The organism is Paraflavitalea devenefica, assembly GCF_011759375.1.
GTDB lineage: Bacteria > Bacteroidota > Bacteroidia > Chitinophagales > Chitinophagaceae > Paraflavitalea > Paraflavitalea devenefica.
In genome coordinates, this window is sequence record NZ_JAARML010000009.1 from 163,666 (window position 1) to 176,135 (window position 12,470).

Below are 12,470 nucleotides of genomic sequence, written 5' to 3' on the forward strand. Positions count from 1 at the left end.
CATTTATTAGGCTGAGAGAGTTATCATGATCCTTTTATTTAAGGGATAGATCATTTCCATATAATAAGCAGGATGGATGTTTGATAAAACTACCATAGCAATATTTTTATCTCGATTCAACAGGATGGAAGCGCCGGACCCCTGTGTACCACCGTTGATACCCTGCATTGCCAGGTTGCCGGGGTCTACTCTCCTTTCACCCCAACCAAGATTCGATTTGAAATGAGGGTCTACGTCAAAGGTTACCTGCGTCTGCAGGACAGCCGCAGCATCTGTTTTATCAGCAGCGTTGATCGCAAATTTAAGTAAGTCTCCGGCAGTAGAGATAATTCCCAGGCAACCATCCAGCATGCCACCATCCCAGGACGGACACAGATTGCCGCTTTCATCCATCCCTGCTACGAGCGCTGTTTTTACCTCACTTGCATCAAAACAGGAATTACGCATTCCCAACGGGGTAAATATCCTCTCTGCAACAATCTTTGCAAAGGGAGCTCTTTCAATCTTTGAAAGCGTATATCCTAACAGCCCTGCGCCAAGATTGGAATATTGAAACCTGCTACCGGGAGGAAAGTCCACTTGAAGGCTTTGGGTAAGATAGCTGATCAAACTTTCTTCGGTATAGCTTTTATAGGGATTGTTTTTATTATAGCCAGGCTGCGTTTCAAAATCACCGGGTAATCTTGGCAACCCTGCAGTATGCAGCGCCAGTTGTTTTAATGTTATGGGAGGATCATTCAGTAAGGTGAAGGGAAGAAACTGCCGGATGGGATCGTCCGGATGCACTTTTTTGTTAATGATCAATTGAGCCAATACATTGCCCGTAAAACTTTTGGTAACTGAGCCAATTTCAAATGCAAAACCGGCATTGTCAATTTGCCTGATGGCGCCATTCTCCCTGGTCATTCCATAGAAGTTACTCTCCCCATTGCTGGCAATACCAATAGCTATTTGTGTCTGATCAGGAAGCGCTTTTATATTGTCAGCGATCTCCTTCAATAAACCGGGAATACTCATAAAGATTGACCTCGTGCTGATAAAAACTTCAAGATAGGCATTTATGCGAAACTGTATGGACGGGGCCTAAACGCACTACCTGCCTTCAACCAAGAACTTGCGCATCGATTCCAGTAAAGGAATGGATGTATTACTGTTCGTGAAGATAACATAGCCCATTTTGAGGTCTTTGTACACTTCAAATTGGCACCTGAAATCACCATTATTACCGCCATGCCCAAAGGTTTTGCCAAAAGGCGTTTCCCGGATATCCAGGCTCATCCCCATGTAAGAAGGGTATTTGGGTTTCTCCTCCTTCGGGTCGAATTTGAAGTCGGATTGTTTCCGGAACATGTTGGCATAGGTTTCAGCACTTAATCCTTGTTCATTCAGCAACTGCAGCATGAATTGCGTGAATATCCTGGCCTCTGTGTGCATGCTGTAAGCCATGCCCGGTGATTCGGGTAATGGATCGTAGGTAGGCAGCATATCGAAATGCCCCTGCGACACCATTCGCTGCAGGGAATCATTCTTTGAGAAAAAGGTGTGATAAAGACCTATGGGAACAATGACTTCCTCCTGTAATACCTGTTCCACTTTTTTGCCGGTTATTTTTTCTACTACCATTTTAAGGTATTCAAAGCCTTCACCGGAATAGTTGTAATCTGTACCTGGCGTGAAAAGAATGTTCAGCTTACCATCGGGATTCATGTATCGCCAGTTGGGAAAACCTGTCCGGTGGGTAAGGACATGCCGGGCAGTTATGAGTTTGTACCGCTCATCCTGTGCGATGTCGGGATAAGGCAGGTATAAATAAAGCGGCCGGTCCATGTCAATGACTCCCCGTTCCGCCAACCGCTGTACCACATAAGCAAATACGGGTTTGGTAACGGAAGCCGCCTCAAAGAGCGTAGTATCCGTTACCGGCTCACCCGTCATAGCGTTTCTGGCTCCATAGGTTTTGTGATAGACGAGCTTGCCATCTTTGATCAAAGCCAATGAAATACCGGGGATACGGTAATACTTTTGATAAGTCTGGATAAAGTTGTCCAACTCTTTTGCCCGGATGGCATCGAAATCATGTAGTATTCCTTTTTCAGGTAACAGGTCGGGGGCGGGAGAACCGGGAATAATGATCTCACCTGCTTTTGCCTGTTGCCCTGCTTTTACCTGCACCAGCATACGCTTTTGCTGTGGAGCCTGGTAAATGTAGTTGCCACGCTGGAAATAAGCGTCGGTCAATTCGATGGTATATGACCCTGCCGGCACCTGCGCCGAATAATTGCCCAGTGAGTCTACGGCTGCCTGCATCCAACAAGCCGTATTCTTAGCTGATGTAAACCGGATACGGTCAGGTAATTGCTCGTCCATTTTCCGGTCCCAGCGAATATGTCCCTGCACTGAAGCCATTGTTGTTGGAGCAGGCATCAGCACCACATCGCCGAGGGAATTCGGATTGCGGAACTTAAGCTCTCCCCTGCCCCAACTGGCAAAGGATAAACTTCCATCAGCATCCTTGTCGAACACATTCATATCAATACCAATAGATCTGCCCGGAACCAATTGTTCACCCAATGCAATGCGCCATTCGTAGAACCTGGTATTGCCACGCCGCATCATCATCACTTCCATGATCTTCCAGGATGCTGAACGGGCAAAGTCGTCAAAATAAGCATGGTTGGTATTCCTCAGATTTTTTGAATACATAAAAGACGCTACCCCCGAACCCACCCGCAGGTGCCTGGCATCCAGGCAGAGCTCCAGTCCATCCTGTGTATTCCACTGCACATTTTTACTGCTGTCTTCCATGAAATCATCATCCATCACGGTGATAGCCAGGTAGAGCGACTTGTTTTCCATCCGGTAACCGATCTGGAAGAAGCCTGTATAGTCTGCCCCGTCACGGGGTCTTGTCTCTGAAAGATTGTATGAAAGCGGGTACTTCACCATGGTCTTCGGCCAGTCGGTGAAATCGCCATCCACGATAATCTTACTGAGGGGATAAGCATACCCTATCGTACCATTGTGAGCCCAAATGGAGAGACAATAAAAAAGCGGAAGCACAAGTCCGCACAAAGATTTAGCAGGAAGCGCAAGCAAGTTCATAGAAAAGAATTTAGTTTTGTTACAGTAACCGTTCACGAGTGAACGGGATGGCATAAAGAACCAAGGCTGTTTTGGGGTCAAAACCGCTGATTTTCGTGAAATGGGTCAACTATAGCTTTGGTATAGCGTTGGTATAGCTTAGGTATAGAGTTCCCATAGTCCAGGTATAGAGTATCTATAGAGTATCTTTAGCTGACCTATAGTGAACCCTACCCTTTGCTCCTTTATTCCGATACGATGTTTCAATTTTTCCTGGTCTCTTTTTTGTCCATTTTTCGTTTGTCTTCAACTGCTCAACGTAAAGTAATATAATCCTGCAGCGATTCCAAATGCGGGTGATCACGTATGAGCATAATGACTACAAATGATAAAAATGCAATAGAATGAGGATCACGCAGATAAGATAAAGGAACCGGTCCGGAAATTGTTACTTTTCCGGAAGTGGGCCGTTAACATGTAATTGATGTAACTTTGTGGCAATAGTTGGTTTATGAATAATAAACTAATATACTGGATACCTATCATTGGGTTATTTGTAAGCCTGGTGAATTATGAAAAAGAAAATGGCCTGGATGTTTTCTGGAGTTACTATCAGGCAATAATGATCCTTGCAGTTATTTGGATCATTTCCTTTTTTTCGTTCTGAAAGGCAATAAGTAAATGCACCTGGTTATGTTTAACTAACAAAGGTTGGTTTCATTTTTGGTACCTAAAAAACTTTCATATGACAGAAACTAAAAGTGTGAAAGGGATAGTGTACAGTTCTTCATCCGGTAAACCGTTGGAAGGCGTCATAGTGACTATTACAGGAGGCACTTATGAATATCCGGATATCTCCGCTCAATCTGATGGACAGGGCATATTCTTTTTACCGGAGATCAAAGTACCCGCTATGTATTATCTGTCCATCCGGAACGGGGATCAATCTAAAACGATAGAAGTTCATTTAAACAGGGACAGTGAAATACATGTGCGGTTGTGAAGCGATAAAATGTTCTGCAGCATGATTAAGTAGCCATTTTATCAGGGTTGCTAAGATGCATGAACAGGTTCACCCCTTCCGGCTCCTGCTCAACAAACGGGTTCCAACTGGCGGCTCCGGCTTGTTTTGCCAGGTCAATAAGTTGTTCCGGGCTCCTGTGGTGCAGGAACCAGTTCATCCCGCCTTCCATAAACGCCCTGTTGGGGTTTTCATCAGAAAAGTTACCAATCACCAGTTTCCCTCCCGGTTCCACACATGCAAGTAACTTCCTTAATATCCTTACAAAAAGATTGTCAGAAAAATAATCAAATAATCCTGCAGACCATACCAGCTTGTATTGCCTGGTAGCCCTGTACGTGAGTATATTCTGCTGAATGAATGTAACCCGGGTATCATTGTTTAACAGGTGCTGTGCATATTGAATAGCCCGCCCGTCCAGTTCCACACAATCAATAACCATTGCGGCATCCTGGTTATGATCATAGTATTCCTTGATATCCCTGCAAGGCCCGCTGGCAATGTTCAATACTTTATCCGGCTTACCCGTCTCCAGTAAGTTGATAAAGTAAGCCTTCCTGTTCCGTACGGCCTGAGCAGCAGGTTGAGACTGTGCAAAATCATCCCATCTTTGGATGGCTTTTCCGGGCCCCTTATAGTTGGTATACAACCTGTCGATTAACTGAAAATCGCCCGCATATCCGTAAGGCTGCAGGTAACAGAATCCTGCAATAGATTTCGGGGAGCTAAACGCGTCTATCCTTTTCCTGACATCCGCGAATTGCGCCAAAAATCCAGTCGGGTCTTTAGCATACCCGCTATTAAAAAATTCATTCAGAAAGTTATAATCCTGTACCTGTGGTCCTTCTTCCAACAGATCGCTTAACAGGTTGAGGGAAACTGATTGTGTTTGCATATTGGCACTTGCTTGCATGATAACAGTGATTTGCGTGTTGAATGTTATTGATGACGCAAATATGTTAAGGATGCTACAATGCACATAATAAGAGACGGCAAAAGGTAGTAAACCAGCACTAAGGCGTAGAAAAATGCTGTTAAAGTTTTATATAAAGACAGCTACACGGCACTTATAACACCGCAGGTTATTTCGTTTTTTGCGCTGCCATCTTTTTAGCAATATGGTCCATCAACGGAACAAATTTGCTATCAGGACTGAATTCAACAAATTTCACCGGCTTATCCACTACCCCGGTATGGGGAGCAGGCCAGTAAAATACCTCTCCGGCGTTAATGGTTTCTTCTTTACCCCCGGGGTACCTGAGCCGTATAGATCCATCAATAATATAACCCCAGTGCGGCGCGATACACATGTTGTCTGGCAATCCTTCAAACAGAGGTGTAAAGTCTGTACCAGCAGGGATGTCAAGGTATGCGACAGACATGCCATCAATCCCGGAAAGATTGGTAAATCCTGTTTTCGGATTTTTGGGAATTTTATTAACGTCCATGTGAAAGGATCCGGTTTGCTGGCCTCCGGGTGGTGTTACGTACACTACGTTGACATTAACTATTTTCCAATCCCCTTTGATTCTCCTGAGTGTCCTTGTTTCTTTGGTATTACGCGGCTCACCTCCCCAATTATCCTGCTGATCAAAACTAACGAATGCCACATCACTACCTATCACGTAATGATAATTGTTCCTCGTAAGCTTCAGGTCAAAGGGCTTTACCTGACCTATTTCGTGTGCCAGGTGGTTAAAGCCACTGTAAGTTTCTGTCCCTTCCGGCGTAGTAAAGGTGAGGGAGGCATCATCAGTGTGCACCCAACAGGATGCCCAGTTGGCCGAATCGCCTTTGGCGGCAAAATGAGTTTCATCGTTCAGCAGTTTCGTTATAGATGCTTTTTCAGCATCCTGATCAATACGGTCCTGACATGCACAGCAGCCTAAAAGCATGATTAGAATGTAGCGTTTCATACACTTTACTTTTTAAAGTTTGTAATTAAGACAGAAATAGACTACAGAAATTGTCCTAAAGGAGAAGGCTTGCTGGTTCAATACGAAAAGAAGAAAGCAGTGTATAGCGTTGATGGCTTTTGAAGAGGCGGATTTTTTAGCTTCGTTACCTGATAACAGCAATAGGTTGTTTAGCGAATAAGCAGGAAGTCCTGTATGCTTTTAACAGCTATCCGGGGGAAGACCCCTAACCAAAGCAAGAGGCACATCAAGACTGTTAATGTGGCATAGGTAGCAAAGTAAAAGAAGGGATGGAGTGTTTTTTCGTTAGTGGATGCTGACAAAGACCCTGCAAACAAGGTACTGATGATACGCAGGTAATAGTACAGGCCCACCACGCTGGTAAGCACCAGCACAATTACCGGAAGCCATAGTTGTTGCTGTACACCGGTGGTGAGTATAAAGAATTTAGCGAAAAAGCCTGCTGTAAGGGGGATGCCGGCCAGTGACAACAGCGCTATGGTCAATACCGCCGCCATTACGGGTTTTCGCCAGAACAATCCCTGGTAAGCCGCCAGTTCTTCTGCATCTTTTTGCCGGGTAGATAATACGGTGACAATCCCCAGGGCGGCCAATATGGTAATGGAATAGGTTAACAGGTAAAAACTAACCGCTTCTGTACCGGCCTTGTTGCCCGGCAGAAATGCCACGAGCAGGTACCCAAAGTGTGCAATGGAGGAATAGGCCAGCAGGCGTTTGATGTTTTTTTGCTGCAGCGCCAACAGGTTACCGATGATCATGGAAGCGATGGCTATCACCGCAATGACAGTCATGGCAATGGGATATTGATGAAGCTGAATGGCTTGTGCAAAACGCAGTAATACTGCAAATACGCCGATTTTGGAAACGGTGGCAATAAAGGCTGTAACAGGTGCAGGCGCTCCCTGGTACACATCGGCGGCCCAAAGGTGAAAAGGTACAAGGGCCAGTTTAAACCCTATGGCCACCATCATGATGCCAATACCCAGGATGAAGAGCACAGCCGATTCACCCCCTACTATCTTCTGTGCAATGGCAGTAAACTCCATACTCCCCGTTTCCATGTAGACTAATGCCATACCAAATAACAGGAATGCGGAAGTGAGGGCTGCCAGCACCAGGTATTTCATACCAGCTTCTATCGCATTGTTGCGGTTGCGCAGGTAAGCGATCAATGCATATAAACTCACACTCAGCAGTTCGAGCCCGATAAACAGGGAGATAAAATGGCGGCTGATGGTAAGCACCGCGGCGCCCAATGTGCCCAGGAAAAGCAGGATGTAGTATTCTTTGGGATTCTCTTCCCGCTCTTCAAAGTAAATGAAAGACAACAACCCCACTACCAGCACCGAACAAACAATAAGACCCGTATAAACCGCGCCAAGACCATCTACTACAAATAAGGGCAATATTTCCCGTGGCAGGGTATCCCGCACATACCACATGGCCCCGACCACCAGGCACATCATGAGGAATCCTGTTACCTGGATAACGGTATGCTGTTGCCGGAAAGCGATCAGTAAGATGACCACGATCGAGGCTGCTGCGAGCAGCATGAAAGGCAGAAGCGCTAATAGTTGGTATTCGGTCATTGGTAGGTTACTATTTTTATCATATTTATTACCGGCTGCGGATATAATCCCAGCGCCACAATACTGATGCTTAACGCGGCCATAAGGGTCAGTTCCCTGGCACTAAGGTCTTTCACGGGTATATTGACAGCAACAGGCCCCAGGAACACTTTCTGTACCATACGCAAAGAATACAAAGCTGCAAACACCAGTCCCACAGCGGCGATCACCGTCAGCGCATTGCTTACGGGAAATGTTCCCAGCAGGATGAGAAACTCTGCAATAAAATTGCCCAGCATGGGCAATCCCAGCGAAGCCATGGTAAATACCATGGCGACACCACCCATGGCAGGCATAGCTGTCCACAACCCGCCCATCTGGTTAATATCCCTCGTATGCAACCGTTCTTTCAGGATGCCGGCTATTACAAACAAGGCCCCTGTACTGATACCATGGGTAAGCATCTGCATCACCACTCCCTGCAGCGCCATATCCTGGAAGGCAAAGATGCCCAGCAATACAAACCCCATGTGACTGACGGAAGTGTAAGCAATCAAGCGCTTGAGATCGGTTTGTGAAAAAGCCAGGACAGCCCCGTACACAATGCCTATCACGCCAAACAGCATGGCTCCCCAGGCAATGTCTGCGGAGGCCTGTGGAAATAATACCAGTACAAAACGGATGATACCATAAGCCCCTGTCTTCAGCAGCAAACCGGCTAATATCAGGCTGCCTGCTGTAGGCGCTTCACTGTGTGCATCGGGCAACCAGTTATGAAAAGGCACCATGGGCAGCTTAACCAGGAAGGCGATCAAAAAACCCAGCATGATCCATTTTGCTGTGGCAGGTTCGAGGGAAGTATTCACCAAACTGAAATAATCAAAAGAATAAGTGCCGCTTTGTTGCGCATGGATGAAGTACAAAGCCAGTATGGCCAGCAACATTAATAAACCGCCCGCCTGGGTAAAGATGAAAAATTTATAGGCCGCGTAACGGCGATTGGCATCGCCCCAGATGGCAATTAAAAAGTACATGGGCACCAGCATGACTTCCCAGAAGAAGTAAAACAGAAAAAGGTCCATGGCGATAAAAACACCGCTGATACCAGCCAGCGTCCATAAGAGATTGAAGAAATAAAATCCGGTTTTCTCTTTGATCTCATTCCATGAACAAAGTACCGACAGCAGCCCGAGAAAGAAAGTAAGCAGCAGCATTAACAGGCTAAGTCCATCCATGGCCACATGGAAGCTGATGCCAAAGGAAGGTATCCAGTCAACCCGGTAATCAATGAACCAGGAATCGGCAGTAGTAATGTTGTACTGCCAGCACAGGTAACTAATAATACCTAAATCTGCCAGAACGGATAGCAAAGCGATCCATTTGGCAACAACGGGATTCCACCGTGCTATGAGCCAGCACAATATTCCTGTTATCAGCAATATGGCAATCATCCATACCAGTATCATGACAATAGCTGTAAGGTGATGATGAATAAGATACCGATGAGTACCCCTGCTATGTACCAGCGCAGTGACCCATTTTGGGATACGGATAAGAGGCGGTTCAGTTTCAGGTTGCCTTGTGCAATGCCATTGTATACCCGGTCAAACACATCTGCTTTGCTGATCCGGGCAATGTATACGAATGGTTTTACCAGGGCCACCTCGTATAACTGGTCAAATTTCCACCCGTTGAATAAAAAGTTATGTATGACTGACAGGAAAGGAGACTGCTGCCAGCGCACGCCTGATTTATGGTAGTACAGCCCATAGCCCCCGTAAATACCAGCCAGCGTTATTACTGCAGCAATAGTCTGGAAAATAAATTCCGAAGGTGGGTTGTCTTGTACAATGGTGGCCGGCAATACCCGTTGTACATGATCTGAAAACCAGGTAAGGTGTAACAGGTTATGCGGCCATTCAATAAAGCCCGCTGTTAGGGAGAAGAATGCCAGTATGATTAATGGCACTGTCATGAGCTGTCCGGGTAATTCACCAATATGTGTTTTAGGTTCGCCTCCAAAAACAACCAGTATCAGGCGGGTGCTGTACAAGGCTGTAATAAAAGCGCCAGCCAGGGCTAATATCCACAGGAATGCATTGCCATTGGCAGCACTAAAGGCATACCATAGTATGAGGTCCTTGCTGAAGAAACCAGCCGTTACCAATGGCAAGGCAGCCAGTGCAGCAGTACCAGCTAAAAAGGTATAAAACACTACCGGCATTTTCTTTCTCAGTCCGCCCATGTTGAAGATATTGTGCTCATGGTGCAAGGTCTCAATGACGGCGCCTGCTGCCAGGAATAATAAGGCCTTGAAGAAGGCATGGGTGAAGAAGTGAAAGATGCCAGCACTCCAGGCGCCAACCCCCAGTGCCAGGAACATATACCCGATCTGGCTGATGGTAGAATAAGCCAATATCCGTTTGATATCGGTTTGCACCATGGCGCTGCAACCAGCCATGAATAAGGTAAGGGCGCCAATCAACGCCGTGATGGTCATGGCAAGGGGAGAAAGTTGGAACAATACATGCATACGGGCAATGAGGTAAACACCGGCAGTGACCATGGTAGCGGCATGGATCAATGCACTTACCGGCGAAGGGCCTGCCATGGCATCGGGCAACCAGGTTTGTAGAGGTAACTGTGCTGACTTGCCGATACCACCACCCAGCAGCAATAAGGCAATGAGGTTACTGTTAGCCGATCCGCTGGTGAAGTATTGGGGCGCTTGCTGCAGGATCTCCACGATGTTGAGTGTACCCAGTTCTTTGAACAAGAGGAATAGGCCGATGAGCATGGCGGTATCGCCAATGCGGGTAATGATGAATGCTTTGTTGGCTGCCCGGCAATTGGCCGGTGTTTCGTACCAGAATCCGATAAGTAGGTAACTGCACAGACCAACTCCCTCCCATCCTAAGTAAAGCAATACCAGGTTATCGGCCATCACCAGCATGAGCATGGAGCATACAAATAAATTCATGGAGGCGAAGAAGCGGGCATAGTCCCGGTCGTGCCGCATAAATGCCGCAGAATAGATATGAATGAGCGCTCCCACAAAAGTGATGATGAATACAAATACCAGCGAGAGGGCATCCATTCGCAGACTAAAACTGACGGATAAGTTGCCAGCGCTGAACCATTGCCACAATAGTTGCTGATAAGCTCCGGAGGCAGGCGGTGATTGCAAAAACTGAATGCCCAGGAAGATGGTGATGATAGCGGCTATACTGATGGTACCTGCACCGATCCAGGGAATGACCTTTGCGGTTAACTGCCTTCCGGCCATGGATAAAACCAGGAAGCCGGCTAAAGGCAGTGCAATGATGTATGCAAGTAGTTGGTCCATGTTGAAATGGTTCAATAAAGTTTGACAATCAGTCTTTCAACTCCTTCAGTTCCTCCACATCCATTGTTTTATGCTGGTGATATATTTGCAGCACCATGGCCAGCGCTACAGAAACTTCTGCAGCCGCCATCGCCAGTATGAACAGGAACATTACCTGTCCATCGGGCTGTTGCCATTTTGCCCCGGCCGCTACAAATGCCAGACCGGCTGCATTCAGCATGATCTCCACGGAGATCAGCATGAAAATGATGTTCTTCCGCGTCAGTACGCCGATCAACCCCAGTACAAAAAGTATGGAGGCTACTATTAACACGGTGCTGACGTTGAAGGATGACATGGTTGATTATTAATTGTTGATTACTGATTCTGCTTGCTTCTGCTGTCTCGTAACATCACTTGCTTCCCCTGCCCCATTTCCGTTCTGTAAGAACCTATGCAGGTTCCTCTTTTTATGTTTGCCGATATGGGCTGCCCCCACAATACCAGCCATCAGGAGAAAGCCTGCCAGTTCTACTGCCAGTATGTATTCGCCGTATAAGGATAGCGCCACTTTCTTAGGATCTACTACGGTGACCGGCATTGCTGCGCCCTCCTGCTGCAGCAACAGGATGATCAGTTCTCCCTGTAGTAACAATACCAGCAAGGATGGCCCCAGCCATACCCTGGGTTTCAACCACTCCTTTTCCTGCAAGGCCGTGTCCTTACCCAGGTTCAGCATCATCACCACAAAGATGAACAGCACAATGATGGCCCCTGCATAGATGATGACTTCCAGTACCGCTATAAAAGGGGCTCCCAATGACAAGAAGATCATGGCCACCGCCAAAAAAGAAACCACGAGATAGAGTAATGCATGAATAGGATGATAGCGGGTGATCACCATGATGGTGGCAACAATGGCAATGAGCGACGATATGTAAAATAAAGTTGACAAGCTAAAAGATTGAAGGGCTTCGACAGGCTCAGCCTGACATTTACTTTGTTTACGGCAATAAGCTATGTATATCCACCGGGGCTTCTTCATTTTCACCTTTCCCTTTTTCCTTCACCCCTGCATCCATACCTGCTACTTTATAAAAATTATATCCCGGATATTTTCCCTGGCTGTTAATGAGCAGGTCTTCTTTTTCAAACACCAGGTTCTGCCGGTTGTATTCTGCCATCTCAAAATCAGGGGTCAGTTGAATAGCATAGGTAGGGCAGGCATCCTCACAGTAACCGCAAAAGATGCACCGGGAGAAATTGATGCGGAAGAATTCAGGGTATCGCCGTCCATTTTCATCTTCCGTAGCCTGCAGGGCAATACAATCTACCGGGCAGGCCACGGCACACAGATAGCAGCCTACACAACGTTCTCCGCCATCCGGATCTTTGGTGAGCACAATACGTCCCCGGTAGCGAGCTGGCAGTGGCACTTTTTCTTCCGGGTATTGAATGGTGGCCTTTTTACGAAAAAGGTGTAAGAAAACCAACCACATGGTACGCAGATGACTGAACATAGTTTTTTATTTTACGTA

The 12,470-nt window shown here is 46.6% G+C and carries 11 protein-coding genes; 1 reads left to right on the top strand and 10 read right to left on the bottom strand.

Going from position 1 to position 12,470, the window contains the following annotated elements; genetic code table 11:
- Positions 1 to 6: 6 nt before the first annotated feature.
- Positions 7 to 1,017, bottom strand: a complete 1,011-nt coding sequence (locus HB364_RS31770) for a serine hydrolase domain-containing protein (RefSeq protein ID WP_167292484.1) — start codon at positions 1,015 to 1,017, stop codon at positions 7 to 9.
- A 75-nt stretch (positions 1,018 to 1,092) separates the two neighbouring features.
- On the bottom strand, positions 1,093 to 3,102 hold the full coding sequence (locus HB364_RS31775) for a serine hydrolase (RefSeq protein ID WP_167292485.1): 2,010 nt from the start codon (positions 3,100 to 3,102) through the stop codon (positions 1,093 to 1,095).
- 724 nt (positions 3,103 to 3,826) lie between these two features.
- On the opposite strand from HB364_RS31775, the gene HB364_RS31780 reads away from it, so the two are divergent.
- On the top strand, positions 3,827 to 4,084 hold the full coding sequence (locus HB364_RS31780; protein ID WP_167292486.1) for a carboxypeptidase regulatory-like domain-containing protein: 258 nt from the start codon (positions 3,827 to 3,829) through the stop codon (positions 4,082 to 4,084).
- Between the two features lie 25 nt (positions 4,085 to 4,109).
- On the opposite strand, the gene HB364_RS31785 is transcribed toward HB364_RS31780, so the two are convergent.
- From HB364_RS31785 to nuoI, 8 genes are all read right to left on the bottom strand, one after another.
- Positions 4,110 to 5,015: a class I SAM-dependent methyltransferase gene (locus HB364_RS31785; protein ID WP_167292487.1), complete on the bottom strand. Its 906-nt coding sequence runs from the start codon at positions 5,013 to 5,015 to the stop codon at positions 4,110 to 4,112.
- A 169-nt stretch (positions 5,016 to 5,184) separates the two neighbouring features.
- Positions 5,185 to 6,018, bottom strand: a complete 834-nt coding sequence (locus HB364_RS31790; RefSeq protein ID WP_167292488.1) for a cupin domain-containing protein — start codon at positions 6,016 to 6,018, stop codon at positions 5,185 to 5,187.
- A gap of 170 nt (positions 6,019 to 6,188) precedes the next feature.
- Positions 6,189 to 7,628 (bottom strand): NADH-quinone oxidoreductase subunit N, encoded by a 1,440-nt coding sequence (locus tag HB364_RS31795; RefSeq protein ID WP_167292489.1) that lies wholly within the window; start codon positions 7,626 to 7,628, stop codon positions 6,189 to 6,191.
- Complete coding sequence (locus HB364_RS31800) at positions 7,625 to 9,073, bottom strand: complex I subunit 4 family protein (protein ID WP_167292490.1); 1,449 nt, start codon at positions 9,071 to 9,073, stop codon at positions 7,625 to 7,627. Before HB364_RS31800 ends, HB364_RS31795 begins: the two co-directional genes overlap by 4 nt.
- Positions 9,070 to 10,953, bottom strand: a complete 1,884-nt coding sequence (nuoL, locus tag HB364_RS31805; RefSeq protein ID WP_167292491.1) for an NADH-quinone oxidoreductase subunit L — start codon at positions 10,951 to 10,953, stop codon at positions 9,070 to 9,072. The genes HB364_RS31800 and nuoL overlap by 4 nt, the downstream gene beginning before the upstream one ends.
- A 28-nt stretch (positions 10,954 to 10,981) precedes the next feature.
- Complete coding sequence (gene nuoK, locus HB364_RS31810) at positions 10,982 to 11,290, bottom strand: NADH-quinone oxidoreductase subunit NuoK (RefSeq protein ID WP_167292492.1); 309 nt, start codon at positions 11,288 to 11,290, stop codon at positions 10,982 to 10,984.
- A 9-nt stretch (positions 11,291 to 11,299) separates the two neighbouring features.
- Entirely contained in the window at positions 11,300 to 11,887 is a 588-nt protein-coding gene (gene nuoJ / locus HB364_RS31815) for an NADH-quinone oxidoreductase subunit J (protein WP_167292493.1), read from the bottom strand.
- A gap of 49 nt (positions 11,888 to 11,936) precedes the next feature.
- Entirely contained in the window at positions 11,937 to 12,452 is a 516-nt protein-coding gene (gene nuoI, locus HB364_RS31820; RefSeq protein WP_167292494.1) for an NADH-quinone oxidoreductase subunit NuoI, read from the bottom strand.
- Positions 12,453 to 12,470 lie beyond the last annotated feature (18 nt).

Excerpts from the sequence above, each read along its gene's own strand:
- HB364_RS31770 (WP_167292484.1), bottom strand. The coding sequence starts at position 1,017 with ATGAGTATTCCCGGTTTATTGAAGGAGATCGCTGACAATATAAAAGCG.
- HB364_RS31775 (WP_167292485.1), bottom strand. The coding sequence starts at position 3,102 with ATGAACTTGCTTGCGCTTCCTGCTAAATCTTTGTGCGGACTTGTGCTT.
- HB364_RS31780 (WP_167292486.1), top strand. The coding sequence starts at position 3,827 with ATGACAGAAACTAAAAGTGTGAAAGGGATAGTGTACAGTTCTTCATCC.
- HB364_RS31785 (WP_167292487.1), bottom strand. The coding sequence starts at position 5,015 with ATGCAAGCAAGTGCCAATATGCAAACACAATCAGTTTCCCTCAACCTG.
- HB364_RS31790 (WP_167292488.1), bottom strand. The coding sequence starts at position 6,018 with ATGAAACGCTACATTCTAATCATGCTTTTAGGCTGCTGTGCATGTCAG.
- HB364_RS31795 (WP_167292489.1), bottom strand. The coding sequence starts at position 7,628 with ATGACCGAATACCAACTATTAGCGCTTCTGCCTTTCATGCTGCTCGCA.
- HB364_RS31800 (WP_167292490.1), bottom strand. The coding sequence starts at position 9,073 with ATGATACTGGTATGGATGATTGCCATATTGCTGATAACAGGAATATTG.
- nuoL (WP_167292491.1), bottom strand. The coding sequence starts at position 10,953 with ATGGACCAACTACTTGCATACATCATTGCACTGCCTTTAGCCGGCTTC.
- nuoK (WP_167292492.1), bottom strand. The coding sequence starts at position 11,290 with ATGTCATCCTTCAACGTCAGCACCGTGTTAATAGTAGCCTCCATACTT.
- nuoI (WP_167292494.1), bottom strand. The coding sequence starts at position 12,452 with ATGTTCAGTCATCTGCGTACCATGTGGTTGGTTTTCTTACACCTTTTT.